The organism is Nocardia sp. NPDC006982 (assembly GCF_042869435.1).
In the GTDB taxonomy this organism is placed as follows: Bacteria; Actinomycetota; Actinomycetes; order Mycobacteriales; family Mycobacteriaceae; genus Nocardia.
This window is the reverse complement of sequence record NZ_JBIAFV010000010.1, coordinates 124,058-150,910: the sequence shown is the minus strand read 5'-3', so window position 1 is coordinate 150,910 and position 26,853 is coordinate 124,058. Positions and strand designations below refer to the sequence as shown.

At 67.1% G+C, this 26,853-nt stretch carries 27 protein-coding genes; 18 read left to right on the top strand and 9 right to left on the bottom strand.

Going from position 1 to position 26,853, the window contains the following annotated elements:
* From ACFYOW_RS32815 to ACFYOW_RS32775, 9 genes are all read left to right on the top strand, one after another.
* Positions 1–285 (top strand): hypothetical protein (locus ACFYOW_RS32815; protein WP_387293951.1); only part of this gene is annotated, 285 nt, incomplete at its 5' end.
* 30 nt (positions 286–315) lie between these two features.
* Positions 316–1,122, top strand: a complete 807-nt coding sequence (locus ACFYOW_RS32810) for a DNA-formamidopyrimidine glycosylase family protein (protein WP_387293950.1) — start codon at positions 316–318, stop codon at positions 1,120–1,122.
* Positions 1,123–1,209: 87 nt separating this feature from the next.
* Entirely contained in the window at positions 1,210–1,776 is a 567-nt protein-coding gene (locus ACFYOW_RS32805; protein ID WP_387293949.1) for a TetR/AcrR family transcriptional regulator, read from the top strand.
* Positions 1,776–2,609: an MBL fold metallo-hydrolase gene (locus tag ACFYOW_RS32800; RefSeq protein ID WP_387293948.1), complete on the top strand. Its 834-nt coding sequence runs from the start codon at positions 1,776–1,778 to the stop codon at positions 2,607–2,609. The genes ACFYOW_RS32805 and ACFYOW_RS32800 overlap by 1 nt, the downstream gene beginning before the upstream one ends.
* 66 nt (positions 2,610–2,675) lie before the next feature.
* Complete coding sequence (locus ACFYOW_RS32795; RefSeq protein ID WP_387294058.1) at positions 2,676–4,040, top strand: FAD-dependent oxidoreductase; 1,365 nt, start codon at positions 2,676–2,678, stop codon at positions 4,038–4,040.
* Between the two features lie 62 nt (positions 4,041–4,102).
* Positions 4,103–4,684 carry a TetR/AcrR family transcriptional regulator gene (locus ACFYOW_RS32790; RefSeq protein WP_387294057.1) on the top strand — a complete coding sequence of 194 codons (582 nt, stop codon included), beginning with the start codon at positions 4,103–4,105 and terminating at the stop codon, positions 4,682–4,684.
* 92 nt (positions 4,685–4,776) lie between these two features.
* Positions 4,777–4,995, top strand: coding sequence for a hypothetical protein (locus tag ACFYOW_RS32785; RefSeq protein ID WP_387293947.1), 219 nt, complete (start codon positions 4,777–4,779; stop codon positions 4,993–4,995).
* A 54-nt stretch (positions 4,996–5,049) separates the two neighbouring features.
* On the top strand, positions 5,050–5,724 hold the full coding sequence (locus ACFYOW_RS32780; RefSeq protein ID WP_387293946.1) for a response regulator transcription factor: 675 nt from the start codon (positions 5,050–5,052) through the stop codon (positions 5,722–5,724).
* Positions 5,721–6,989: a sensor histidine kinase gene (locus tag ACFYOW_RS32775; RefSeq protein ID WP_387293945.1), complete on the top strand. Its 1,269-nt coding sequence runs from the start codon at positions 5,721–5,723 to the stop codon at positions 6,987–6,989. The genes ACFYOW_RS32780 and ACFYOW_RS32775 overlap by 4 nt, the downstream gene beginning before the upstream one ends.
* Positions 6,990–6,992: 3 nt before the next feature.
* On the opposite strand, the gene ACFYOW_RS32770 is transcribed toward ACFYOW_RS32775, so the two are convergent.
* Positions 6,993–8,726, bottom strand: coding sequence for a glycerol-3-phosphate dehydrogenase/oxidase (locus ACFYOW_RS32770; RefSeq protein WP_387293944.1), 1,734 nt, complete (start codon positions 8,724–8,726; stop codon positions 6,993–6,995).
* Between the two features lie 279 nt (positions 8,727–9,005).
* Between ACFYOW_RS32770 and glpK the strand changes: the two genes are divergently transcribed.
* Positions 9,006–10,505, top strand: coding sequence for a glycerol kinase GlpK (glpK, locus tag ACFYOW_RS32765; protein ID WP_387293943.1), 1,500 nt, complete (start codon positions 9,006–9,008; stop codon positions 10,503–10,505).
* A gap of 3 nt (positions 10,506–10,508) precedes the next feature.
* Here glpK and ACFYOW_RS32760 read toward each other — a convergent pair whose 3' ends face one another.
* The 4 genes from ACFYOW_RS32760 to ACFYOW_RS32745 all read right to left on the bottom strand — a co-directional run bounded on the left by ACFYOW_RS32760 (position 10,509) and on the right by ACFYOW_RS32745 (position 15,602).
* Complete coding sequence (locus tag ACFYOW_RS32760) at positions 10,509–11,684, bottom strand: PLP-dependent aminotransferase family protein (RefSeq protein WP_387293942.1); 1,176 nt, start codon at positions 11,682–11,684, stop codon at positions 10,509–10,511.
* An 81-nt stretch (positions 11,685–11,765) separates the two neighbouring features.
* The gene (locus ACFYOW_RS32755) at positions 11,766–12,836 is read right to left on the bottom strand and encodes a hypothetical protein (protein WP_387293941.1); all 1,071 of its coding nucleotides are present in this window, start codon (positions 12,834–12,836) and stop codon (positions 11,766–11,768) included.
* Positions 12,837–12,909: 73 nt separating this feature from the next.
* Complete coding sequence (locus ACFYOW_RS32750) at positions 12,910–13,896, bottom strand: hypothetical protein (protein WP_387293940.1); 987 nt, start codon at positions 13,894–13,896, stop codon at positions 12,910–12,912.
* Positions 13,897–14,198: 302 nt separating this feature from the next.
* Positions 14,199–15,602 carry an NAD(P)H-quinone dehydrogenase gene (locus ACFYOW_RS32745; protein ID WP_063038809.1) on the bottom strand — a complete coding sequence of 468 codons (1,404 nt, stop codon included), beginning with the start codon at positions 15,600–15,602 and terminating at the stop codon, positions 14,199–14,201.
* A 125-nt stretch (positions 15,603–15,727) separates the two neighbouring features.
* On the opposite strand from ACFYOW_RS32745, the gene ACFYOW_RS32740 reads away from it, so the two are divergent.
* Entirely contained in the window at positions 15,728–16,207 is a 480-nt protein-coding gene (locus tag ACFYOW_RS32740; protein ID WP_387293939.1) for a gamma-glutamylcyclotransferase, read from the top strand.
* 53 nt (positions 16,208–16,260) lie between these two features.
* On the opposite strand, the gene ACFYOW_RS32735 is transcribed toward ACFYOW_RS32740, so the two are convergent.
* From ACFYOW_RS32735 to ACFYOW_RS32725, 3 genes are all read right to left on the bottom strand, one after another.
* Positions 16,261–17,460 carry a M20 family metallopeptidase gene (locus ACFYOW_RS32735; protein ID WP_063038876.1) on the bottom strand — a complete coding sequence of 400 codons (1,200 nt, stop codon included), beginning with the start codon at positions 17,458–17,460 and terminating at the stop codon, positions 16,261–16,263.
* A 59-nt stretch (positions 17,461–17,519) separates the two neighbouring features.
* Complete coding sequence (locus ACFYOW_RS32730) at positions 17,520–18,749, bottom strand: M20 family metallopeptidase (RefSeq protein WP_387293938.1); 1,230 nt, start codon at positions 18,747–18,749, stop codon at positions 17,520–17,522.
* A 93-nt stretch (positions 18,750–18,842) separates the two neighbouring features.
* Positions 18,843–19,547, bottom strand: a complete 705-nt coding sequence (locus ACFYOW_RS32725) for an enoyl-CoA hydratase-related protein (RefSeq protein WP_063038816.1) — start codon at positions 19,545–19,547, stop codon at positions 18,843–18,845.
* 482 nt (positions 19,548–20,029) lie between these two features.
* On the opposite strand from ACFYOW_RS32725, the gene ACFYOW_RS32720 reads away from it, so the two are divergent.
* Both ACFYOW_RS32720 and ACFYOW_RS32715 read left to right on the top strand, forming a co-directional pair.
* Positions 20,030–20,809, top strand: coding sequence for a purine-nucleoside phosphorylase (locus ACFYOW_RS32720; protein WP_387293937.1), 780 nt, complete (start codon positions 20,030–20,032; stop codon positions 20,807–20,809).
* Positions 20,810–22,309 (top strand): phospho-sugar mutase, encoded by a 1,500-nt coding sequence (locus ACFYOW_RS32715; RefSeq protein ID WP_387293936.1) that lies wholly within the window; start codon positions 20,810–20,812, stop codon positions 22,307–22,309.
* A gap of 152 nt (positions 22,310–22,461) precedes the next feature.
* Here the strand turns inward: ACFYOW_RS32715 and upp are convergent, their stop codons facing one another.
* Positions 22,462–23,085 carry a uracil phosphoribosyltransferase gene (upp, locus tag ACFYOW_RS32710; protein WP_387293935.1) on the bottom strand — a complete coding sequence of 208 codons (624 nt, stop codon included), beginning with the start codon at positions 23,083–23,085 and terminating at the stop codon, positions 22,462–22,464.
* A gap of 154 nt (positions 23,086–23,239) precedes the next feature.
* Here upp and ACFYOW_RS32705 point away from each other — a divergent pair, with 154 nt between their 5' ends.
* From ACFYOW_RS32705 to ACFYOW_RS32685, 5 genes are all read left to right on the top strand, one after another.
* Entirely contained in the window at positions 23,240–23,548 is a 309-nt protein-coding gene (locus ACFYOW_RS32705) for a hypothetical protein (RefSeq protein WP_387293934.1), read from the top strand.
* Between the two features lie 4 nt (positions 23,549–23,552).
* Positions 23,553–24,677 carry a C40 family peptidase gene (locus tag ACFYOW_RS32700; RefSeq protein WP_387293933.1) on the top strand — a complete coding sequence of 375 codons (1,125 nt, stop codon included), beginning with the start codon at positions 23,553–23,555 and terminating at the stop codon, positions 24,675–24,677.
* A 20-nt stretch (positions 24,678–24,697) separates the two neighbouring features.
* Positions 24,698–25,048: a hypothetical protein gene (locus ACFYOW_RS32695; RefSeq protein ID WP_040686879.1), complete on the top strand. Its 351-nt coding sequence runs from the start codon at positions 24,698–24,700 to the stop codon at positions 25,046–25,048.
* Positions 25,049–25,206: 158 nt separating this feature from the next.
* A complete protein-coding gene (locus ACFYOW_RS32690; RefSeq protein WP_387293932.1) occupies positions 25,207–25,554 on the top strand; it encodes a YbaB/EbfC family nucleoid-associated protein in 348 nt (115 codons plus the stop codon).
* Between the two features lie 26 nt (positions 25,555–25,580).
* Positions 25,581–26,852, top strand: coding sequence for a primosomal protein (locus tag ACFYOW_RS32685; protein ID WP_387293931.1), 1,272 nt, complete (start codon positions 25,581–25,583; stop codon positions 26,850–26,852).
* Position 26,853 lies beyond the last annotated feature (1 nt).

The window sequence follows — 26,853 nt, the reverse complement described above, 5'->3', positions numbered from 1 at the left end:
GGCCGAATTCTCGGTAACCCCACGCCGCCTCCGACTACGGAGCAAGCCGTGACCCGAGCCACGCACGACGACACGACACCCGCAGCCGCGGCCACACGCACGCCGCAAAGCGAGGCCGGATTCTCGGTAACCCCACGTCGCGTGCGATTGCGGAGCAAGCCGCGCCGCTACGACGAACCCGCGCACGGCGACACCACTCCGGCAGTCATCGCAACGGGCACTCGCACCCTGCAAAGCGGGAATCGCGCGGGGAAGAGCGGACTCGAACTACGGAGCCGACAATGACCTCGGCCCGGATCAACCTATGGTCGAGCCATGCCTGAAGGCGACACTGTATTCCTGACCGCGGCCAGACTGCGGCTCGCGCTGGAGGGAAAGACACTGATCCGCAGCGATTTTCGGGTGCCGCGCTATGCGACGGTCGATCTGGTCGGGCAGCGGGTCGAGGGGGTCGCCAGCTATGGCAAGCATTTGTTCGTCCGAACCGACGAGGTCAGCGTCCACACGCATTTGAAGATGGAGGGCGAATGGCGGACCTACTGCGCCGGTGAACGGTGGACGCGGCCGCCGGTGACCGCCCGGCTGGTGCTCGGCACCGATGACACCGAGGCGGTGGGCTTTTCGCTCGGCACCGTCGAGGTGCTGCGACGCGCGGACGAGCACACCGCCACCGACCATCTCGGGCCGGACCTGCTCGGCGCGAACTGGGATGTGACCGAGGCGGTGCGACGACTGGCACGGCATCCGGCGCAACCGATCGGCCTCGCCCTACTAGACCAGCGCAACCTGGCCGGTATCGGCAATATCTTCCGCAGCGAGGTCTGCTTCCTGCGCCGCGTCCACCCGGCCACACCGGTCGGCGACGTGCCCGACCTGCTCGCCCTCGTGCACGAGGCGCATCGCGTACTCACCAAGGCCGCCACCGAACCACCGTGGCGGCCACTTGCCTACGGCCGCGCCCGGCGGCCGTGCCAGCGCTGCGGCACCCGCATGGTCGTCCATCTACTCGGCGAGACCGAACCCCAACCCGGCCGAACGGCCCGAAACCCCCAGTCCGACCGCATCACCCAGCGCGAACGCGGCATCTACTTCTGCCCACGCTGCCAGCCCGAACCCGCCTGACCGCGATGGCCACCCCAACCACCTCGAATATCCGCCAGTTTCCCGAACTAACTAGACCGGTCGTCATAGTTGACGTACCGTGAAGGCGTGGCACCTCGCACCGACTCCCGCCAACGCTTCATCGACGCCGCGGCCGATCTCTTCCACACCCAGGGCTATCACGCCACCGGCCTGAATCAACTCGTCAGCGCGGGCGGCGCACCCAAGGGCTCGCTCTATTTCCACTTCCCCGGCGGCAAAGAGCAGCTCGCCGCCGAGGCCCTCACCCAATCGAGCAGGCAACTGCGCGACCAGCTCGACGCCATCCTCGCCGACGGCGGCGATATCGCCACCGTCTTCGACGTCCTCACCGCACTGCTCGTCGATTCCGATTTCGAACGCGGCTGCCCGATCGCGACCATCGCACTCGACGCGGGGCGCGAAAGCGAAACGATCAGACAGGCCTGCGTCACCGGTTTCGAATCCTGGCGCGAGTCGATCGAAAAGTACCTGCGGGACAAGGGAATCGACCAGGAGCGCGCCATCGAACTTTCGACTGTCGCCCTCGCCACGATCGAGGGGGCCCTCATGCTCGCCAAGACCAAACGCGATGTCGCGCCGCTGCGCGCGGTCGCCGCCCACCTGCGTACCACCTTCGAACGGGAGCTCTCCTGATGCGCGTGCACCACCTCAATTGCGGCACGATGCGCCCACTCGGCGGCCGACTCTTCGACGGCACCGGCAGCATCTTCCGCCGCGCCGAAATGGTCTGCCACTGCCTGCTGCTCGAACTCGGCTCCGGACTCGTCCTGGTGGAGACCGGCGTCGGCGAACAGGCGGTGCACCGACCCGAAGAATGGCTCGGTCGCCGCTTCCTCCGGCTGACCAATCCGGTCCTCGATCTCGCGCAGACCGCGGTGCGCCAGATCGAAGCGCTGGGTTACCGGCGCGAGGACGTCCGCGACATCGTGCTCACCCATCTCGATCTCGACCATGCGGGCGGCCTCGCCGACTTTCCGGACGCGCGGGTGCACGTATACGCGGAGGAACTGCGCGCCTTGCAAGGCGGACATACGCGCGAAGAACGCTTGCGCTACAAGGAACCTCAGTTCCGGCACGGTCCGCACTGGGAGTCGTACGCGGATACCGGTGACAGCTGGTTCAGTTTCGACGCGGTGCGCGAATTGACCGGCCTGCCACCGGAAATCCTGATCATCCCGCTCGCCGGACATACCCGCGGCCATGCGGGCGTCGCCGTCGACACCGGGAACGGCTGGCTGCTGTCCGCGGGCGACGCCTACTTCCATCCCGGCGTCCTCGACCCGGTTCGTCCGCGACAACCGCTCGGAACAGCCATGTTCGAGAAGAATGTGCAGACACTTCCCGCCGCCCGCATCGAGAATCAGCAGCGGTTGCGCGAACTGGTGCGCGACCACGGCGACGAGGTCACGGTATTCTCCGCGCACAGTTCGATCGAATTCCATGCCATGGAGCAGATCGGCGTATAGCCAAAACCCTTGACGGCCCAAGCAATCCCGATTAACTTGCAGAATGTAAGTTAATGTAGGGAGTGCATCGTGAACGATCCGCGGCGGTATGTGGTCATCGGGGGTGGACTGGCCGGGCTCGCGTCCGCGGTCTGGTTGGCCGAGGCGGGTAAGCAGGTGACCCTGCTGGAACGTCGCGGCCGACTCGGCGGCCGGACGCATGCGATGAAAGTCGAAGCGGCCGATGACCTTCCCGATAACGGCCAGCATGTGATCGCCAGCGGTTACGACCATCTGTTCCGCTACCTGAACAGCGTCAGCACCCGCCAGTACGTCGCCTTTCCGCAAGGCGGCACACTGCGCTGGCCGGGCGGACGCAGCACCCCCATAGTGACGAAGGGCTGGGGTGCCTGGCGCACCCTGTTCGGCGCACATCCCGACGCGAGCCTGCTCGATCGGCTGCGTGCGGCCCGTGCCACGGCACGCCTGGGCTGGCAGAGCCTGCACCAGCCCGACTACCTTGCCGACCTCACCACCGAACAGTGGTTCAACCGGGTCGGCATGCCCGCTCGGGCGCGAGAAGCGTTGTGGGACTGGCTCGCTCTCGGTCTCGCGGCCGAACCGGTGCAGCAGGAATCGGCCAAGATCCTCGCCGATTTGCTGGCCACCGGCATCCGGCTCGGGATGAAACATCGGCGGGCGGTCACGATCGGCTACCCGACCACCGACCTCGATACGCTCTATATCACCGGGGCCCAAAGGGTTTTCGAGAAATTTGGCGTCGAGGTCCGCCAGCGCGCGGTGGCCCGCCGCATCAATATCGACAATGGCGCGGTGACCGGGGTGACGCTCGCCGACGGCTCGATCGTCCCGGCCGATGCCGTCGTCTGCGCGGTACCGAATTCGAATATCGGCGGGCTGCTCGACGATCTGCCCGAACATTCCGAAATCTATGCCGCCGCAGATAAATTGGGTGTTACACCGATTGTCAGCACCAACCTGTACTTGGACCGTCCGCTCGGCACCGAGGCCGAATTCGAGGCGCTGATCGGCGGCACCGGCGTCATCGACGAGGTCTTCGACCGGCAGCGGATGACCGGGCGCAGCACCGATCAGGCCTGGCTGTACTGCCTGACCACCAGCGGCGCGTACGAGCAGATCCACAAGACCAACGAGCAGATCATCGACGAGCAGATGCGCCTGCTGCGCCGCTACTACCCCGCCGCCGAAAACGCGAAAGTCGTTCAGGGACACGTCGTTCGGATGCCGAAGGCGACCTTCTCCCAGGTGCTCGGCACGCACGGCCTGCGCCCGGCTCAGCGCACCTCGGTGCCGACGCTGGTGCTGGCGGGCGATTGGACCGCGACCGACTGGTCGGCCACCATGGAGAGCGCGGTGCAGAGCGCTGCCAAGGCGGTGGACCTGCTACTTGCGCTACCGTCTTTGCCGTGACCACGGAGCGCTCGACGTCTGAGCACCCGACTGCGAAGCCATGCCCCACGCCCAAGCGCCGCATGTCCGCGGCCGACCGGCGCGCACAGCTACTCGATGTGGCGCGCGACATCGTCGCCGTCGACGGCTTCGGCGCGGTGAGTATCGAACGGGTCGCACGCGAGGGCGAGGTCGCACGGGCACTGGTGTATCAGCAGTTCACCGATCTGTCCGGATTGATGACCGCGCTGGTGGATCGCGAATCGGCCATCGCACTGGCCGGTATCGGCACTCTCGACTGGTCCGACACCGATGACGATGCGGATCGGATCGGCCGCGGCATTCTCGCCTATCTGCATGCCGCGCCGACCAGTTGGCGGATCATCCTCAGCCCATCCGACGGCGGACCGCCGGATCTGCGCGACCGGCTCGAACTCGGCCGGGCCTACGCGCGGGCGATCGGCGCGCGGCATCTGTCGCGCCATGCCGGGGTCACCGTCGATCCGGATGGCGCGACCGAGCGAATCATGCTCGCGGCATTGGAGGAACTGGCCCGGCTGCATCTGGCCGAGCCACAGCGGTACCCGGATGAGCTGGTACTGCGCTACATTCGGTCGCTCCTGGCCTGGGCCACCCAAGTCGAAACCCCGAAAAACGAGCACTGAACAGCGGTTTCAGCGTCATCACGAAATTCTCACGGACGCATTGGTTTTCTTGTCCCGACGCGGGAACAACCCGCGCGACAGAGAGGAAAACCATGAAGATCCGCACCGCGATCGCCGCCGGAATGTTCGCCCTCGGTGCCGTCGCCGCAGCCGGTGCCGCGTCGGCCGCACCCACCCCGATGCACACCCCGTTCATCGGCAACTACGCGACCTACGACGCCTGCGCCGCCGACGGCAACTCCCCGAAAACCGGTGGCACCCAGTGGGAGTGCCGCGAGGTCGCCGACGGCTGGGATCTGTACACCTACTGAGCACTCGGACACCAGTATGCGCACCAGGTGTGAAATACCTTATTCTCTGACCTCGTGCGAGTGCTGGTGATCGAGGACGACGAAGGTCTCGGCATGGAAGTCGCCGCGGGACTGCGCTCGGCCGGTTTCGCGGTGGACCTCGCCCCCGACCTCGCGGATGCCGACTTCAAGATCTCCGTCAATGGCTACGACGTGCTCGTCGTGGATCGCGGCCTGCCCGACGGCGACGGTCTGCAGCTGGTCGCGGCGCACCGCGCACGGGGTCAGCGGGTGCCGGTCCTGATGCTCACCGCCCGCGACGCATTGGCCGATCGGATTGCCGGATTCGAGCACGGTGCCGACGACTACCTGGTCAAACCGTTCGCACTGCCGGAACTCGCCGCACGGGTGCGTGCGCTGTCGCGGCGGCGCGAACATCCGGCGCCGGCCCGGATCGTGCTCGGCGATATCGATATCGACCTGCCGCGCCGCCGGGTGCAGCGTGCGGGCATTCTGCGCTCGCTGACTCCGAAGGAATTCGCCGTACTCGAACTGCTCGCCACTCGCGCGGGCAGCGTCGTATCGCGTTCGGAACTCATCGAATGCTGCTGGGACGAAATGGCCGAACCCGCATCGAATGTCGTCGACGCCGTCATAGCGCAGCTGCGGCGCAAACTCGGCGCACCGCCGGTGATCGAGACCGTCCGCGGCGCCGGTTTCATGATCGGAAGTGACCCATTCGCACCTTGATTTCCACGGCGGATGCCCGCCCCGCCGTGGCCCGCCTGCGCCGCACCCGCTGGCTGCTCACCGCACTGATCACCGCCATCACCGCGACCTGCCTGATCATTCTCGGCATCGTCGCGGCGACCATCGATACCCGCTCGCGGGAGGCCGCGGTCGACGATTCCCTCGATCGGGTGGTGAGCGGACTGTTCCGCGCCGTCAACCTGCCCGAGGGCGAGGAAACCATCGACGTGAGCCAGCTCGACAACGATGCCCTGGCCAACGGCGAAGTCGCGGTGGTGGTGCTCAGCGCCCCTGCGAATGGCAGGTGGCAGGAGAATTTCGCGCATCTGCGCTCCTGGCTGCCCAAGGACGACGGCGTCGCGGGACTCGCCGATGACGCCGATCTGGCCGGGGAGACCGTCTTCCGCGACGGATACGACGGTGCGGGCCGCCCGGTCCGCATCGCGGCGACACCCATCACCTGGGAGAACTCCGAGACCAAGGCGGTGGTCATCGCGGGCACGAATCCCGGTGCGTTCGACCGTGATCGAGCGCTGCTGATCTGGGGGCTCGTCGTCGGCGGGCTCACGCTGGTCGCGCTGTCCGCGGTGGCCGGACATCTGCTCTCGGGCCGGAGCATGCGGCAGGCCATTGTGCTGCTCGAAGAGCAGGAGCGGTTTCTCGGGGATGCCGCACACGAATTGCGCACGCCGCTCACGACTCTCGGTTTGGTCACCGCACCCCGCCGTCGCAATCCGCACGAGGTCGAGCGGGCGTTGGTCGATGCCAGGGCATTGGGCAGCCGGATGGAGCGGATCGTCTCGGGATTGTTGGCGCGTGCGCGAATGCAGGCGGGCGTCACCACCATGGAAAGGGTGCAGTTGCTGCTCGATCAGCTCGCCGAATCGGTGGTCGAGGAATTCCCGCAGGACAATATCGTGCTGCAGGCGAATCCCAGTGTGGTGATCGGTGATCCGAATCTGCTGAGCCTTGCGGTGCGCAATCTCATCGAGAATGCGATCACACACGGGGCGGTCAATCGCGGTGCGCCCGTGGAGGTGCATGTGGCCGACGGCCGGGTCAGCGTGCGTGACCATGGGGCGGGTTTGACCCCGCAGTTGTCGAGCAGTCCGTTCGCGCGCGGGGTGAGCGGTGGGCGTGGCAGTGGAATCGGGCTGGCGCTGGTGGCGTGGATTGCCGAATTGCACGGCGGCACAGCGACTATGGAACCCGCTGCGGGTGGCGGCACCATCGCCTCGATTGTGCTGCCGCCGCCGGCGGTCTAGTTCTCAGCTGTCCAACGGGACCGGTTCCAGGATCTCCGCACGCGGTTCGGGGGCTGCGATGCGCAGCGCATCGGCGGAGGGGTCGTCCGGCTGGGTCTGGGAGCGGATCTCCGCCTCGACGCGTGCTTGGTAAGTGCTTACCTCCCAGTCGATTTCGTCGTCGTCCCAGCCGAGTATCGGCGCGACCAGATGGGCCACCTGTTCGGCGCAGTTCGCGCCGCGGTGCGAGTATTCGATGGAGATTCTGGTCCGGCGGGCCAGAATGTCGTCCAGGTGCAGCGCACCCTCCGCGGCAGCCGCGTAAACGGCTTCCACCTGCAGATACGACGGTGCGTCCATAATCGGTTGCAGCAGTTCGGGTTTGCCGTCGGCCATGGCCATGACTTCGTCGATGAGCGAACCGTAGCGATCGAGCAGATGCTTGATCCGATACGGATGCACGCCGTAGGCCTCGGCGAGTTGCACCGTCTGATTGATCAGCGCGAAGTAGCCGTCCGCGCCGAGCAGCGGAACCTTCTCGGTTATGGACGGTGAGACACGCGCCGGAATATCCTGTGCCGCTTCGTCGACCGCGTCATAGGCCATCACCCGGTAGGTGGTGTACTTACCGCCCGCGATGCCGACAAGCCCCGGCGCAACCCGGGCGACGGCATGTTCCCGCGAAAGTTTGGAAGTCGAATCGCTCTCTCCCGCAAGCAAAGGCCGCAGACCAGCGTAGACACCGTCGATATCGGCGGGCGTGAGCGGGGTGACCAGCACCTGGTTGACCCGATCCAACAGATAATCGATATCGGCCTTGGTCGCCGCCGGATGGGCGAGATCCAGATTCCAATCGGTATCGGTGGTGCCGATGATCCAGTGCGCGCCCCACGGGATGACGAACAGCACCGAGCTCGCGGTGCGCAGGATGATCGCGGCATCGCTGACTATGCGGTCGCGCGGCACCACGATGTGCACGCCCTTGGACGCACGCACGTGGAAGCGGCCGCGATTATGCGAAAGCGCCTGGACCTCGTCGGTCCACACGCCGGTCGCATTGATCACCACGTGGGCGCGGATTTCGCCGGTGCGACCGTCCTCGCTGTCGCGCACCTTCACCCCGACGACCCGGTCCGCCTCGCGCAGAAAGCCGACGACCTGGGTTGAGGTGCGGATCACCGCGCCGTAGTGCGCGGCGGTACGGGCGACTGTCATGGTGTGGCGGGCATCGTCGACGACGGTGTCGTAGTAGCTGACGCCACCGATCAGTGAAGTGGGGCGCAAACCCGGCGCCAGTCGCAGTGCGCCGGCCCGGGATAGATGATGTTGGCCGGGAACGGATTTCGCGCCGCCCATGGTGTCGTAGAGCACCAGGCCTGCGGCGACATACGGGCGTTCCCAGCCGCGACGGGTCAGCGGGTAGAGGAAGCGCAGCGGCTTCACCAGATGCGGTGCGAGCCGGGCGAGTGCGAGTTCGCGTTCCCGCAGCGCCTCGCGGACCAGCCCGAACTCCAGTTGCTCGAGGTAGCGCAGTCCGCCGTGGAACATCTTCGACGAGCGACTCGACGTGCCGGAGGCAAGATCGCGCGCCTCGACCAGCGCGACCTTCAGACCGCGCGTGGCCGCGTCGAGCGCGATACCAGAGCCGACCACGCCACCACCCACGACGACCACGTCGAAATGATCCTTACCGAAGCGCTCCCACGCCGTCACGCGCTGCTCGGGGCCGAGGAACTGCGATTCCGGTTTGTTGGTCATGTGCGACTCCTCCAGCCGACCCCGGCGTCGGGGTTCAGACGACGTTTGTGGTCCTTCGGGCACACGATCGAGCTGCTCAGTCGGGGGGTGGTCTTCTGTTGTACAGGCTAAAGGAATCGGCGACGATCCCCTGCCGGGGCCGAAGCCGTGTCGCCCGCGGCCGATAACCCGCGCTACTCGCCGGTAACCGATCCCAACACTAGTCCTGGTCGCGAGGTGATGCCCGGCGCGCTCCGCCGTTTCCGCCGCGGGCCACGCTGCTTTTAGTAGCCTGCACGAATGCGTCGCTATGTGGCCGCCATTGATCAGGGCACGACCTCCAGTAGGTGCATCATCTTCGACCGGCAGGGCCGTGTCGTCGGTGTTGCGCAGCGCGAGCACGAACAGATCTTTCCGCGGCCGGGCTGGGTCGAGCACGATCCGGAAACCATTTGGCGCAATACCGAATTCGTCCTCGGCGAGGTACTGCGGAGCACCGGTGTCGCCGCCGATGAGATCAATGCGGTCGGCGTCACCAATCAGCGCGAGACGACGGTGGTGTGGGATCGGGCCAGCGGCAAGCCGATTCATCACGCGATCGTCTGGCAGGACACCCGCACCGACCGTCTGGTCACCGAACTGGGCGGCGAATACGGCGCGACGCGCTACCAGGACCGAACCGGTCTGCCGCTGTCCACCTACTTCGCCGGTCCGAAACTGCGCTGGATTCTGGACAATGTCGAGGGCGCCCGAGCCAGGGCCGAGGCCGGTGAGCTGTGTTTCGGCACCATCGACAGCTGGGTGCTGTGGAAGCTCACCGGTCAGCACATCACCGATGTGACCAATGCGTCGCGCACCATGCTGATGGATCTGCGTACGCTGCAATGGGATTCGCAGATCTGCGCGGAATTCGGGATACCGCGATCGATGCTGCCCGAGATTCGCAGCTCGTCGGAGATCTACGCGGAGATCGGCTCCGGTCCGTTGGCGGGCATACCCGTCGCGGGCATTCTCGGCGACCAACAGGCGGCGACCTTCGGCCAGGCCTGCCTGTCCCCCGGCGAGGCCAAGAACACCTATGGCACGGGCAATTTCATGCTGCTCAATACCGGAACGACGCCGGTATTCAGCAAGCACGGCCTGCTCACCACGGTCTGTTACCAGCTCGGCGGCCAGGCGCCGGTATACGCATTGGAGGGATCCATCGCGGTGACCGGCTCACTGGTGCAATGGTTCCGGGACAATCTCGGCATCATTTCCACCGCCGACGAGATCGAACCGCTGGCGCGCAGCGTCGAGGACAATGGCGGTGCATACATCGTCCCCGCGTTCTCCGGCCTCTTCGCGCCGCGCTGGCGCCCGGATGCCCGCGGCGTCATCGCGGGCCTGACCCGCTTCGTCGACAAGGCACATCTGGCGCGAGCGGTATTGGAGTCCACCGCATTTCAGACGCGCGAGGTCATGGACGCAATGCGCGCCGATGCCGAATCCCAGCAGCTGCGGCTGGAACTGACCACCCTCAAGGTCGACGGCGGCATGGTCGGCAACGATCTGCTCATGCAGTTCCAGTCCGACATCCTCGATGTGCCGGTGGTGCGCCCGGTCGTCAACGAAACCACCGCACTGGGTGCGGCGTATGCGGCCGGGCTCGCCGTCGGCCTGTGGGAGAGCACCGATGACATCCGCGCCAACTGGGCCGCGGACAAGACCTGGCAGCCCGCGATGTCGGCGACGGATCGCGAAACCCACCTCGTCGCCTGGAACAAGGCCGTGGAGCGCACCTACAACTGGGTGGATTGACGGCTATTCGGCCGCGCGAGCCAGCCGGTCGATCGCCTCCGCCAAGGTCGCCGCGTCCGAAGTGGTGAAGCACATGCGCATGGAGTGGCGGTAGTCGGTGTCGACGGCGAAGGCCGAACCGGGCACGAAGGCGACGCCGTGCTCCAGGGCTCGGGGCAGCAGCCGATCGGTATCGGTGCCGTCGGTGAAATCGGCCCACACGAACATGCCACCGGCGGCGTCGGTGCAGGTGACGCGGTCGCCGAAGCGGGCGCGCACGGCGTGCACGAGCGCCTTGGCACGGTCGCCGTACGCGCTGCGGACGGTCTCGACGTGGCCGGTCAGCCAGGTTTCGTCGGTGAGCAGATCGGCGGCGATCTGGTGGGTCAGCGCCGAGCCGCACAGGTCCGCGCCTTGTTTCAGCAATTCGACCGCGCGACAGATCCGCTCCTGCGCCACCATCCAGCCGACCCGCAGCGCGGGCGCGAGGATCTTCGAAGCACTGGACAGCCGAATCACATTGCGGGAGTAGGTTGCCACGGGATCGGGCGAGGGCCGGTCGAACCAGAGCTCACCGTACGGATCGTCCTCGATCACCCAGAAGCCGTAGGTATCGGCGAGTTCGGCCAATTCACGACGACGCGGCGGACTCATCGTGACGCCGCCTGGATTGTGGAAATTGCTCACCGTGTGCACGACCGTCGGACGCTCGCCGCGTGCCAGCAGTTCCTTCAGCACATCCAGCCGCATGCCCTCGGAATCCAAGGGCACCGCCACAATTCGCGCACCGGCGGCGCGGAACACTTGCAGCGCACCGACATACGCCGGATCCTCGACTACCACCAGCGCGCCCGGATCCAGCAGCACCTCGGCGAGCAGCGAGAGCGCTTGCTGCGAACCATGCGTCACGAACACCTCGTCGAGCCCGACCGCGCGGCCGAGTTTCGCAGACTCCCGCCCGCGCAGCACATCGCGCAGCGGAGGCCACCCGCGCGACCCGGTGTACTGCAACACCGCGGAACCGCTCAGCGCCGCATCGGCCGCTGCGACGAGCCGCTCCCGGGGCATCAACTCCGCATCCGGCAAACCGCCCGCGAGGCTGATCACCTCTTCGCGCGTGGTCAGCTCGAGCAGGTCACGAATCGCCGAACTCTTCAGTCCGCCCAGTTTGGTTGCGAGCGGTGGATTGATCGGCGACATGGAAACCTCCGAGGGGACGCGAAACCCCACTGTCCCATACCGCTACCAAATTGTGAAATATTCATCCCATGATCTGAGAGCTCAGGCGCGCTCCCGGATGGCGAAGATCACGGTCTTGCCGTCCCGGACCACCGTGATGATGGTCTGCCGGTAGACATTGGTCGTGCCGTCGGGGCGATGTTCGGTCAGGTCCACCTCGAACGTGTCCGCCGCCGACTCGGCAATCCGCAGGCAGTGCGTGGTACCCATCGGAATCTGGTCATTGATGGCCTGCTGGATGACCTCGGCCGTCGACACATTCTCGGCATCCGGCGCGACGAATCTGCGCGCCCGCTCACCGTTGCGGTCGACGTAGAACTCGTACTGGAAGCCGAGGATCGCACCTGCACCGGTCGAGGTGTCGCCCTGCCCGTTGCCGCGGGTCACCTTGCCGTCTTTGCTCGCGGGGCAGCTCAGCGCGGCGGAGGTGCTCGGCGGTGCGGGTGGCGCCGCCTTCGGACTGCCGTTGTCGTCGCGGCTGACCGCGACGAAGGTCACCACCAGCGCCAAGACCACCACGATCGCGGCGAGCACACCGAGCGCTATCCATCGACCGCGCGAACGGTGCCGGGTCGGGGTCGCGGTGATGGTGTCCGAGATCAGCTTCGGCGCAAGCCGTTTGGCAATCGGATCGTCGGCCCAGGACAAACCCGACGGCTCGGACGGCGGCTTCGGTATTCCGCCGGATTCGGTGGGGCTGTTCCACCAGGTATCGCGCTGGCCTGCCGCGGGGGTCGCATGCCGGACGGTGGCCTCGTTGGGATCCGGTTCGACCGACGACTCGGGTCGGCGCGTCGGCGGCTCCGGTCGCCGGGTCGGCGGTGGTGGTGGCGGTGCATCGCCGAACACCGTCGTATCCGGCGCGCGGTACTGCGGGGGTGGCGGCGGCACCGTCGGCGGTTCGTCGGCGGGACGCCAGATCAGCTCGGGATGATCGGTGCCGGGCTCGGGCACCGACCACTGCGGTCGGACCTGTTCACCCGTCGGTGGCCCGAATTCGCGGACCGGCGGCCCGAATTCGGAGACCGGCGGGCCGAAATCGTCCAACGGGGGTCCGAATTCCGACCCGGTCCGGTCGGATTCGTTGTCCCTGCCATCACCCTCGGAGCCCACACCAAATCCTTTCCCCAGGACACACGTGTGGGGCGGTCGAGAACGACCGCCCCACCCGTCGAATCAGCTCGTGTCAGTACTGGAGTGACCCACCCCACTGGGTGGTGACCCCGGCAACGTTGACCGTCTGCGGAGCCAGTTCGCCTGGCGGCACCGGAAGTTTAACTTGCGCGGCGGCCTCGAGGGCAGCCGCGCCGCCCGGCTGTTCCCGAATCCAGTGCTCGACAGCGGCCTTGGCCATGTTGGCCTGGGTGGTGTCGAGGACGACCTCGGTCTTGTTGTCGGCCAGACCCTCACCACCGGTGTAGGAGGTGACCTTGACGGTGTTGGCGCCGATGTATTCGACCGACACACCGGCCTCGCCCTGACCGGTCGGGGTGCGGTACCCGATGGTGCCGACGTAGCCCGCGGCATTGTTGAAGTGGTGGGTGTTGGCCACGTAGCCGGGAGCCAGCGAGCCGCCGTCGATATTGGCGCCGATCTCCTGGTGCGGCCCGTCCATCTCGACGACCGGCGCGGCAGGCGCCTGCTGGAAGCGCGGAGCCTCCCAGCGCGGCTGCTGCACCAGCGTGTCGGTATCCGGCTGCTGCGGGGTCCGGGCGCTCGGACCGCTCGGGGTGGTCGCACCCGGCGCGGTGGTACCGGGCTGCGCGGGCTTCGGCGCCTCCGCACCGGGGGCCGTCTCCGGTACCACGGCGGGGATCGCGGGGCCGGTCTGGCCCGGAACCGGCAGCGGCGCGACGCGCGGGGTGGTGACACCCGGCTGGGTCGGCGTCGACAGCTTCGGATCCTTGGGCTGATTCGGCATGACCTGGTTCGGATCCGGCGTGGTGACACCCGGCTGGCTCGGCGTCGGCGACGGCTTGGTGTCCGGCTTACCCGGATCCGGCTTGGTGGTCTCCGGCTGGCCCTGATCCGTCGGCGTGGTGCTGCCCGGATCGGCGGGCGCGGGCGCCGGCGAGGTCGGTGTACTCGGCTGATCCGGAACTGCCCCCGCCGGCGCCGCGAAGAGCGTGGCCACGGCCGCCGCAGTGGCCAGTGGCAACGATGTGCTCGCCATCGCTCGCTGCGCCCGACTCGGCTTACGATGTTTCACTTTTCGCAATCCCTTTCCCGTGTGCGACCGAGTGGGTCACACGCAGTTATCCCTGGTGAGACGCTTGGTCCACGAATGAGGACCGCCGAACGACCAAGCGGCCGTTCGCCGTTCCCGCTGGAAAGGATCGATCCCCCCACACAGAACCCTCGCGATCGCCCGCCGATCGCATCTCTGCGGGAAGTGAACCACATGCGCGCCTTACTGGCAACGCGATGAAAAACGCCACAAGACAGTAAGTCTCGGGGCGGCTGGATTCAGTGGCGTTAATCCAGGTCGTCGTGACGCATCAGCAGCCGGGCCGCCTCGGTGACCGAGCCCGTGAGCGACGGGTACACCGAGAAGGTCTGGGCGAGATCGTTGACCGTCAGATTGTTCTGGACCGCCAGCGCGATCGGCAGGATCAGCTCCGAGGCGATCGGGGCGACGACCACACCGCCGATGACCACACCGGTCGCGGGCCGACAGAAGATCTTGACGAAACCCCTGCGCAGACCCGACATCTTGGCGCGCGGGTTGGTATTCAGCGGCAGCATGACCGTGCGCGCGGGCACCTCGCCGTTATCGATGGCCGTCTGGCTCACGCCGACGGTCGCGATCTCCGGCCGGGTGAATACGGCCGAGGCGACCGTCTTCAGCCGGATCGGGCTGACGCCCTCACCCAGCGCGTGATACATCGCGATGCGGCCCTGCATGGCGGCCACCGAGGCCAGCGGCAGCAGGCCGGTGCAGTCGCCCGCCGCATAGATACCGGGCACCGAAGTGCGCGACACCCGGTCCACCCGCAGGTAGCCACCGCGGTCGAGTTCGATGCCGACCCGTTCCAGGCCGAGGTCGTCGGTATTGGGGATCGAGCCGACGGTCATCAGCGCATGCGTACCCGTGACGGTGCGGCCGTCCGAGAGCTTGACCACGATCCCCTCGGCGGTGCGCTCCACCGCATCGGCGCGCGCGTGCTTGACCAGTTCGACACCGCGTTCGGCGAGCGCGTCCTCGAGCACGAGCGCGGCATCCGCGTCCTCACCGGGCAGCACCCGGTCGCGGCTCGAGACCAATTTCACCCGCACACCCATTTCGGTATATGCGGAGACGAATTCGGCGCCGGTCACACCGGAGCCGACCACGACCAGGGTCTCCGGGAGTTCTTCCAGGTCGTAAAGCTGACGCCAGTTCAGGATGCGCTCGCCGTCGGGCTCGGCGCCGGGCAACACGCGCGGGCTCGCACCGGTGGCGATCAACACCACTTCGGCCTCGACGGCCTCCTCGGTGCCATCGGCCAGCAGCGCGCGCACCCGGTGCGCGGCCATGCCGGTGGCCGGATCGCTGAGCTGTCCGCGTCCGGCCAGCACGGTCACGCCCGCGGCCTGCACCTTGGATCGGATATCGGAGGACTGGGCCAGCGCCAGCGCCTTCACACGCGCGTTCACCTCGCCCAATTCGATCTGGGCCTGGCTCGGATCGAGGGTAATGCCCAGGTCACGGGCGCGACGCAGATCGGTGCGCACGCCCGTCGAGGCAATAAAGGTCTTCGACGGCACGCAGTCCCACAGGACGCACGCCCCGCCGATGCCGTCGCTGTCGATCAGGGTGACCGTGGCCCCGTGTTGGGCCGCCACCAATGCCGCTTCATAACCGGCCGGTCCGCCACCGATGATCGCTATGCGGGTCATGGATACCTCCGCTGGAGCTGTTCGACCGGGATCTCCGGTGCCGGTAAACAACGTTAGCTGGCGAACACACGGTCATCTCGCCGGGATAGAGACGATGCGCGCAGGTTATTGGATACCCTTGCGTCGTGCCGATCTACGCCGCCTACGGGTCCAACATGGACTCGTCCCAGATGCTCGAGCGCTGTCCGCACTCCCCCATGTACGGGACGGGCTGGTTGGAGGGCTGGCGCCTCACCTTCAGCGGTGACGACATCGGCTGGGAGGGGCCGCTGGCCACTGTCGTCGAGGAGCCAGGCTCGCGGGTGTTCGTGGTGCTCTACGACGTGTCCCCCGAGGACGAGGAGCGCCTCGACCGCTGGGAGGGTTCCGATTTCGGCATCCACCACAAGATCCGGCTGCGCGTGACGCCGAGCGCGGGCAGCGGTTCCGAACCCATCCTGGCCTGGCTGTACGTACTCGATGCGTACGAGGGCGGGCTGCCATCGGCGCGCTATATCGGCGTGATGGCCGATGCGGCCGAAAAGGCAGGAGCGCCAGCGGAATACGTGCACGCGCTGCGCACGCGCAACAGCAAGAACGTCGGACCCGGATTCTTCGGTAGCTGAACAAACGCGGAAGCGGCCGACCCTTTTCGAGGTCGGCCGCTTCCTTGTCTTCGTCAGCTCGCGTTCAACACGATATTGCTGAGCACCCGGACACCGACAGCCAGCGCGCGCTCGTCGAGATCGAAGGTCGGCTGGTGCAGGTCCAGCTGTTCGCCGTGCCCGGACCAAACGCCGAGGCGGGCCATCGCGCCCGGCACCTCCTCCTGGTACCAGGAGAAATCCTCACCGCCACCGGACTGCAAGGTGTCGGCGAGTGCGTCCGGGCCGAGCATGCGGATCGCGTCCTCGAACATCCTGGTCGAGTGCTCGTCATTGACCACCGGCGGTACGCCGCGGCGGTAGTTCAACTGGTAGCGCACCCCGGTCGGGGCGAGCAGGCCGTCCACGATCTCGCGCACCATCGGCTCCAGCAGCGACCAGGTCGCGTGATCGCCGGTGCGGACGGTGCCGGTGAGCATGCCGGTCTGCGGTATCGCATTGGGTGCCTTGCCCGCGCTGACCGCACCCCAGACCATCACCGTGCTGGTGCGCGGGTCGATGCGGCGGCTGAGCAGACCGGGCAGGCCGGTGATCACGGTGCCGATGGCGTAGACCAGGTCGCTGGTCAGATGCGGACGCGAAGTGTGCCCGCCCGGCGAATCGAGAACCAATTCGATGGTGTCGGCCGCCGAGGTGATCGCGCCGACCCGGATACCGACCCGGCCGACCTCGAGGCGCGGATCGCAATGCAGTGCGAAGATCCGGTCGACGCCCTCCATCGCCCCGGCGGCGACCATATCGATGGCACCACCCGGCATCACCTCTTCGGCGGGCTGGAAGACGAATCGCACACCGACCGGCAGTTCCTGATCGGCCAGCGCGAGCGCGGTGCCGAGCAGGATCGTGGTGTGCGCGTCGTGCCCACAGGCGTGCGAGACGCCGGGCACGGTCGAGGCGAAGCTGAGTCCGGTGAATTCCTGCAGTGGGAGCGCGTCCATATCGGCGCGCAGCCCGATGCGCGGTGCGTCCACCGGACCGATGTCACAGAGCACTCCGGTGCCGTTGGGCATCTTCTGCGGCGTCAATCCCGCCTTGGTCAGCCAGGCCGAGACGAACTCGGTGGTGGCGAATTCGGTGCGGGAGAGCTCCGGGTTCGCGTGGATGTGCCGGCGCCACTGGACGAGATCGACCGTGTGCTCGGCCAGCCAGGAATCGACCGCATCCGGGCCGACTTCCGCGATATCCGATTGTGCGGCGCTCCCCTGGCCCCCCATGGTCGCGCGCGTCACCGTCCCGGAGCGTGTCGCGTGCGCCGCGGAACGGCCGGTAATGCTCACCGAATGTCCTCCTGTCGTTGAACGAGCCGTTGCAACAACCTGTCCCTATGTACTTGATCGCGAGCTACGGCGATAGCGGTACGCGCGAGCGCGATCGCACCGTCGGTTACCGCACGATCGGCCGAGGCGTTGACGCTCGCCGCGGCGAAGCCGGGCTGATGCGTCACCGCCCCACCGGCATCTATGCCGATGACCGGATGTATGCCCGGTATGACGTTGGTGACGTTGCCCATATCCGTACTCCCGAGCGGCCGCTGCGCCTCGAGTTCCGGTGCGATCGGCACCCGGCCCAAGTCCACGATCTGCTCGCGATAGGCAAACAGTAATCCCGAATCGGGCGTCAGCTCGGTATATGTCGGCGCAACCGTCCGGATTTCGTGAGTGCAGCCGGTTGCCAGCGCACCCGCCTCGAAACAAGCCGACGCTCGTCGCATCAGATCGTCGAGGGATGCGGAGTCGACTGCGCGTAGGTAATACAGCAGTTCCGCACGTCCGGGAACGATGTTGGGGGCTACGCCACCGTCGCTGACTATACCGTGCAGTTGCTGTCCGGGTCGTAGATGCTGACGCAGCAATCCGAGAGCAACCTGCGTGACGGTCACCGCGTCGCCCGCATTGCGGCCCAATTCCGGGGCGGCGCTGGCATGCGCCTCGTGGCCGTGGAAGACCACCGACAGATCCGCCAGCGCCAGCGAGCGCGCGTCGACGATATCGATGGGACCGGGGTGCACCATCATCGCCATCGCGACATCGTCGAAGACGCCGCGCTCGAGCATCAGCACCTTGCCGCCGCCGCTCTCCTCGGCAGGTGTTCCGAAGACGACGACGGTGATGCCGAGCGCGTCGGCCACCTCGGCGAGGCCGAGCCCCGCGCCGACCGCGGAAGCCGCGATGATGTTGTGCCCGCAGGCGTGCCCGATCTCGGGCAGTGCGTCGTATTCGGCGCAGATACCCACGGTGAGCTCGCCGGATCCATAGGTCGCGCGGAATGCTGTCGGCAAGTCGGCGATGCCGGTCTCGACGGCGAAACCGCGCTCGGCCAGCGGCGCGATGGTCTTGGCGACGCTGCGGGTTTCCTCGAACGCCAGCTCCGGTTCGGCGTGGATCGAATGCGATAGCGCGACCAGTTCGGGCGCTGCGGCCAAGATCGCGGCCTCCGCCGCCGCACCCGGGTGCGCGTGCTGGTCCGTGCGTGATTCGGGGTGCCCGCTGCGCGGTGGTGGCATGGCACACAGTCTGGCACTGCGCCGACGATCGGGCGCACCCTGCGCCGCGGGGCGATGCCGCCGTGCGGCGCAAGGTTTGTGATCAGCTTGCGGTTATCCCGGGGCGAACGCCAGATTCTCCGGGGTGGTTGGGGTCGCGAGCCCGGCGAGCGCCTTGGCGTGCAGCGACCGCTTGATCACCGGCAGATTGGGTTTGCGATTTGCCGCGAGGGCGCCCGCACGCTCGATCGCGGACTTCAGCAACACATCAGCATCCGCCTTTGCGTCGACAATTCCGGCGGAAATGGCCTCGTCGGCGGCGAAGCGGTGACCGGCGGTCATGGCCTGAACGCAGACCTGATTGGTGAGACGCTCGGTGAGCAGCGCGTTCATGCCGACCGTGAACGGCATGCCGAGATGCACCTCCGGCAGACACCAGAAGCCGCGGTCGGCACGCATCACCCGGAAATCGTGCGAGGTGGCGAGCATGGCGCCCGCGCCGAAGGCATGACCGTTGACGGCGGCGACTGTGGGCAGCGGGAAGGTCAGCAGGCGGGTGTAGATGCTGTGCACGCGGTCGAGGTAGCCGTGCATCTTGTCCAGGTTGCCGAAAAGCCAATCGGTATCGAGGCCGTTGCTGTAGAACTTCCCACTCGCCGTGGTCACCAGCGCCGCCGGCCCTTCGGACGCCTCGACCTGGTCCAACAGCCCGTGGAATGCATCGATCCAATCCGGATGGAAACGGTTCTCGCTGTCCGTCTGCCCCTCGCTCCCGAGGTAGACGACGAACACATCCCCTTCACGTTCCAGATACGGCATGCGTGCAGCGTAACGGGTACACGGCAGAACCCGTACTCCCCGGTAGCTAACACTCGGCGGGTAGATCAAGATCAGGTGGCGGAGGGTTCTCGGGCGATGCCGCCATGAATTCCACCTGATCTTGAAATGGGCCGCCGTCCATGGTCGCGCTGAGTGTGAGTTGATTGGGCTGCGATGGGTCCTGTGGTCGGGCACCGACTTCTCGCGGGCGGTGGCCTAGGGATGGTTTGCCGCCCCTGGTTTGCCGGGAACAACGCTGAGCACGTCGTCTGCCGTACCGGCTTACCTCCCGCAGCCAGGTGGGCAGGCCGGCGGCTTCCAGCGTGGGCGGCTGACTGTGGTTGCGTCTCGAGATTTGTCGAAAGTCTTACGAGCGTCAGTTGGCGACTGCTCGCGGGTTGCTCGAAAGGGTCGGCCGCGAGACACCAGGGGTCCGCGAACACGCCGCGCCGCGGGCGCGGTAAATCAGATACCGTGACGGCATGCTTGCCGAACAGGCCGCGAGGGCGATTGCCGAACGTACGGGAGTGGAACGGCACCGGGTTGCGGTGGTGCTGGGATCGGGCTGGCAGGAGGCGGCCGCAGAGATCGGGACGCCTTTGGCGTCGGTGCCGATGCCGGAGCTGCCGGGATTCGGGACGCCGAGTGCGCAGGGGCATGTCGGGATGGTGCATTCGGTCGCCGTCGACAACACGCCCGTGCTGCTGCTGATGGGGCGTCAGCATCTGTACGAGGGATATCAGCCGAGCGATGTCGTGCACCCGGTGAGCGCGGCGATCGCGGCGGGCGTGGAAACCGTGGTGCTCACCAATGCGGCGGGCGGGATCCGGGACGGACTGCGCGTCGGTGAGCCGGTGCTGATCAGCGACCATCTCAATCTCACCGGCCGCACGCCGCTGGCCGGCGCGACCTTCGTCGATCTCGTGGACGCGTGGGACCCCGAATTGCGTGCGCTGGCAAGGGAAATCGACCCGAGCCTGACCGAGGGCGTGTACGCGGGCCTGACCGGACCGCAATACGAGACCCCGGCCGAGATCCGAATGCTGCGCACCATCGGCGCGGATCTGGTCGGCATGTCGACGGTGCTCGAGGTGATCGCGGCACGTGCGCTCGGCGCCCGAGTGCTCGGTATTTCGTTGGTCACCAACCTCGCCGCGGGCGTCACGGGCGCGCACCTCTCGCATGCCGAGGTACTCGCCGAAGGGCATGCGGCCGCACCGCGTCTCGGCAAATTGCTGCGCGGCGTACTGGAACGGCTGTAGATGCTGCGCTTCGGCACCGCCGGGCTCCGCGGCCCGCTGCAGGACGGGCCCGACGGCATGAACCTGGACACGGTGAGCCGGACGACCGCCGGACTCGTGGACTGGTTGCGCGGCCGCTGTCTCGGCGGCGGCGCGGTGGTCGTCGGGCGCGACGCCAGGCACGGCTCCGCCGAATTCGCCATCGCGACCGCGGAAATCTTTGCCGCCGCTGGCTTTCCGGTGACGTTGCTGCCGCGGCCGCTGCCCACCCCGATCGTCGCCTACGCGGTGCGTGAGCTGGGAGCCGTTGCCGGAGTACAGATCACCGCATCGCACAATCCGGCGACGGACAACGGCTACAAGGTGTACCTGGACGGCGGTTCGCAGCTGATCGCACCGGCCGACACCGAGATCGAGCGCTGCATCAAGGCCGTCACCGGGCCGATCCCTCGCACACCGGTCACACCGGCCGCCGATGACCTGGTGCGCCGCTATATCGATCGGGTGGCCCAACTGCCGGAGTTGATCGGCGGTCCCGGCGAGCGCTCCGATGTCCGGATCGTGTTGACACCGCTGCACGGGGTCGGCGGCGATACGGCGGTGGCTGCCCTCACCGCGGCGGGATTCAAGCATGTGCACGTCGTCGGTGCGCAATTCGCGCCCGATGCCGACTTTCCCACCGTCGCCTTCCCGAATCCCGAAGAGCCCGGTGCCACCGACCTTCTGCTCGCCACCGCCACCCGGATCGGCGCGGACCTCGCCATCGCCCTCGACCCGGACGCCGATCGCTGCGCCATCGGAATTCCGGACGACGGCGGCTGGCGCATGCTGCGCGGCGACGAAACCGGTGTGCTGCTCGGCGATTACGTGCTGCGGACCGCGCCCCCGGATTCATTGGTGGCGACCACCATCGTGTCGTCGCGACTGCTCTCGAAGCTCGCCGCCGCCCGCGGCGCGCGATACGCGGAAACGCTGACCGGCTTCAAATGGCTGGCCCGCGCGGGCGACGGTCTGGTCTACGCCTATGAGGAGGCCATCGGTCACTGCGCCGACCCGGCCGCGGTCCGTGACAAGGACGGCATCTCCGCAGCCGTGCTGGCCGCCGATCTCGTCGCCCGGCTGAAGACCGCGGGCCGCACCCTCGCCGACGAACTCGACGACTACGCGGTCGAATTCGGCCTGCACGCCACCGACCAGGTTTCGCTGCGCCTACCCGATCCGGCCGCCGCCGCGGACCTGGTGAACCGCCTGCGCGCCGCCCCGCCCGACGAAATCGCGGGCGAGCCGGTCGAATACACCGATCTTCTCCAGGTGCGCGGCCGAATGCGCACCGACGCACTGATTTTCGAGGGCGCCAACTCCCGGATCGTGGTCCGGCCGTCCGGCACGGAGCCGAAACTCAAGTGCTACCTGGAGGTGGTCGAGCCGGTCGCGGCGCGGGATACACTCGCCGCCGCGCGAACCTCGGGTGAGCGGCGGCTTGCCGAGTTGCGGGCATACTGCGGGCGGCTCGCGAAATAGCTCACGGGTGGCGCATTCAGGCGGGCAGCCTGCGACTTCCAGCTCAGCGACCGGCTGTGGTTGCGTTCTCGAGAGTTTGTCGAGGGTAGTCGAATGGTGGTTGTGGGTGGGGTTTTCGGCAGCCATTTGACTACCCTCGGTGGGGCGGGGGGTCAGCGGGGGCCGAATTGGCGGTCGCCCGCGTCGCCGAGGCCGGGGACGATGTAGGCGTCGGAGTTGAGGCCCGAGTCGACGACCGCGGTGACCAAGCGCACGGGGAGGCCTGAATCGGCAAGGGCGGCAATGCCTTCGGGGGCCGCCACCACACAGACCGCGGTGATGTCGGTGGCACCGCGGGCGGCGAGCAGTTGCAGGGTGTGGCGCATCGAACCGCCGGTGGCGAGCATCGGGTCGAGTACGAAGACCGGCATCTCGGACAGGTCGGCGGGCAGCGATTCCATGTACGGCACCGGCTGATGGGTGGTTTCGTCGCGGGCGATGCCGACGAAACCGACCCGGGCGTCCGGAATGAGTTCGGCGGCCGCGTCGACCATGCCGAGTCCGGCGCGTAGCACCGGAACCAGCAGCGGCGGCTGCGCCAATCGCGTCCCCTCGGTGTCGGATACCGGTGTGGTGATCGGGAAGTGGATCACCGGCGCGTCGCGCAGCGCCTCGTAGATCAGGATTCCGGTGAGATCACGCAGTGCGGCGCGGAAGGCCGGATTGCCCGTGCCCGCATCGCGCATCGTGGTCAGCAGGGCGGCGGCGAGTGGATGGTCCACGGTGTGCGTGCGCATGTTGGAACGATAAGGTCGAAGACGAGTTCGGCGGCAAACCTCCACCCGAATTTTTTTCGAACGGCTGGAACCGATCGGTAAGGCAGCACGTCGAACTAGGTGGATGACGTACTCTGCCTGGGAACAAACAGATGGGGGAAGCACTATGCGAAAGATGTCGGCCGACACCGAGGGCATAACCGCCTACAGCGCGACGGCCGCGGCCATGTCGGGTGATCTCGCCGCCGCCGGAGTGAGCGCCGCGGCCGCCGATCCCACTCTCCTCGGCCCCATAATGGGCTTGATCGGCGGCGATTTCATGGCCGCCTACGCTGCGGCCCATGCCGGGCATGTCGCCTCGATCGGTCAGTTGTCGGCGGTGCTCGCGAGTATGGGTGGTGCGGCAGCTTCTTCGGCCGTCGTCCTCGAGGAAACCGACCTGAACAATGCCGCCGGGCTGAATGCCACCGGACTGGACGGGTGACGCCGTGATCGATGTCAGCGCCCTCGTCCAGCCACTGCTCGACCTGCTCTCCAGCTTCGGTACCGGCGTCCTGCCCACCGGCGGGCCCGCCGACGCACTGACCTCCACCTCGACCGCCGTCGACCAAGTCCACGCGGTCGGCCGTAACAGCATCAACCAGGTGAACAACGCATGGGACGGTGCGGCGGCCGATGCCGTTACGGCGAAGGCGCTGCGGGTGCAGACCTCGGCCGCCACCATTTCCGACCGCGGCAATGATATGGCTACCGTCGTGAATCAGGCTGCCGCGCAGGTCGAAACGGGCCAGAAGGAGCTGAACGGGATCGTCCAGTCGTTCGTGAACCAGGCCACCAGTCTCGGTCCGGCGCTGGCCACCCCCGAGGGCCTGACTGTGCTCGTCGGCTCCGCGATCGACCACATCGGTCAAGGGCTGAATGTGGTCGGCCGCGTACGCAACGAACTCGATACCCAGACCGCGTCGATGAACGAGCTGACTCCCGCGCCGTCGACGCCGTCGCTGTCCAATGTCGCAGGCACGGTCGGCACCGCCACCCAGGGTGCCTCGCAATTGTCATCGACGGTGAGCAGTGTCGCGAGCGGTGCCGGGGGCGTGCTCAGCAGCCTGATGAGCACCGCGAGCAAAGCCAGCACGACGACCGCGAGCACGGCGTCCAGTTCCAAACCGAGTACCAGCACCACGACCGGGACCGGACAGTCGTCGGCCTCAGGTAAGGGCGTGAAGATCACCCTGCCGGACGGCAGCGTCGTGGAAGCCCCGAACGAGAAGGCGGCGACGGCGGTCAAGGCGGCCATCGGTGCGGTCGGCACGCCCTATGTGTGGGGCGGCAATACGCCCGGTTCCGGACTGGACTGCAGTGGTCTCACCAAGTACGCGTACGGCGAGGCCGGTGTCGACCTGCCCCGGCTGGCGCAGGAACAGGGCAACGGCCATATGCAGGTTTCGCCGGGCGATCTGATGCCGGGAGATCTGGCAGTGTGGGATGGCCACGTCGCGATGGTGGTCGGCAACGGGCAGTTCGTCGAGGCCGGTAATCCGGTCCAGATCAGCTCGGTTCGGACCGACAACATGGGTATGAACTTCTATGGCTTCTACCGGCCGACCTCATAAGTGAGCGGAGCGAACGAATAATGTCCCAGCCCCAGACCCCACCGATACCCAATGTCACGGTGGCGTCGAGCACCAATCGATCGGGCACCATCTCGGTCCGGGCCACCGACCAGGGCATGCCGATCGAGATCAAGTTCGAACGCAGCGAATACCGTTACGGCGCACAGACTCTGGCCGACGAGATCCTGCGACTGACCAAGCGCTCCACCGTCGCCGCCCGAGCCCGCCGCCGCGAGCTGCTCGCCGAGGCGGGTATGCCCGCCGACATCCTGGACAAGCTCGGCCTGCCGACCCGCCAGGCCGCGGTGGACGAACTGGACCGGATCGATGACGCGGACACGGGACCGACGAGCTGGATGAGGCCGGTTTGAGCGAGCAAAGTGAACGAACAATGAGCACAGCTGCGATCGCAGTCATGCCGGAGCCGGGCGCCAGCGAGGTGCAGGCACATGAGTGAGCGGAGCGAACGAATCATGAGCACATGCGCCCTCGCGCTCATGCCGGAGCCGAGCGCCAGCGAGGCGCAGGTATGAGTGCTGAGGTGGACGCGTTGGTCGCCAACGCGACGGCGAAACTGGAAGCGCTCGAGGCCGCGCTGTACGGCCTCGAGCAGGTGCACGGCCGGTTCCGGACCGAGGACGGCATGGTCAGCGTCGAGGTGAACAGCGACGGCGCCCTGGTCGCGCTGAGCCTGTCGGAGTCGGTCACCTCACTGCCGCCCGCCGAGGTCGGCCAGCTGATCGTATGGGCCTGTCGCCAGGCCGCCGAGGACGCCGGCAAGCAGCGATCGAAGGTCGTTGCGACACTGAACGAGTCGTTCGCGGTGTCGCCGGAGGGTGCCCCGGGAAGCGTTGGGGGCGGGCCGGATAGTCACTGACTCGGAAGGTCGATAGGCTTCCGCACATGGCTTCTGGAGACATCGTCCCGATCGAGCTCGGCCTGACCGACGGCGATCTCGTCACCCTGTGGGCACCGCGCTGGCGCGACGGTGATGACGAGTGGGAGGCGTTCCTCGGACACGAGGACTCGCTGTACGGTTTCGAGACCGTTGCGGAGCTGGCCGCATTCATCCGGACCAACTCCGATAACGATCTCGTGGACCATCCGGCGTGGAAGGTCGTGGCCGGGCTGTCGGCGGTCGAACTGGAGCCGGAGGAGAACTTCACCTTCGATCTGGTCGGGGTCCCGGAGCTGGTCGCTAGCGATCCCGATGTGGACACCATCGCCGAACTCGACGACACGCTCAGCATGGTGCGCAACATCGGTGAGGTGTGCGAGCTGGAGACGGTGACCAAGTTCTTCGGCTCCCATCCGGTGGTCGGCGCGCTGGCCAGCGGCGTGAGCGCCTTCGTCGGGCGCGACGGCGAGGAGCTGTGGGATCAGATCGGCGCCGCCATCGCCAAGGGCTGGGACGATGTCCTCGACGCAATCGACTCCGTGGTGCAGACCCCCGAGGTCGATGCCGAAGCCGTCGCGGTCGCGGAGGCCGAACTGCTCGCCGCGGAGGAGAACGTAGTAGACGCCGATGACGCGGCCGACAGCGAGGAGGACGAGGAGTTCGAATCCGTCGACCTCGATGCGGACGACGAGGACGAGGAAGAAGACGAGGAGGAAGAAGAAGACGAGTCGTTCTGGCACGAGGTCGGCATCGACCCGGTCAAGATCGTCACCTCCGACGGCACCTACTTCACGCTGCGCTGCTACCTCGACGACGAGCCGATCTTCCTCGGCAAGGACGGCTCCATCACCGTATTCGGCTCCGAGCGTGCGCTGGCCCGCTACCTGGCCGATGACCATGAGCACGAGCTCGCGCGGGTGAGCACCTACACCGATGTGCAGACCGCCGCCGTCGACGGTTCGCTCGAGGTCGAGGTGACCGATGAGAACGTCTACGTGCTGCCCGGTCTCGCCGACGATCTGAGCGAGGGCCCCGAGGCGGTCGATATCGAACAGCTCGATCTGGCGGTCGAATTGTTCACCGACGCAGCCGATTACGCCGACGACGACACGGTGGAGCAGGCGCTGGCGCAGTCCACCCCGCTCGGCTGGTACGTCTCCTACCTGCTGAACCCGGACCCGACCCGCCTGGCCCCGAACCCGCCGTTCACCGCGGAGGCCCAGAGCTGGCGGGACCTGGAGCGCAACTTCGAGTCCAGGCTCACGCAGGAGAAGTAGG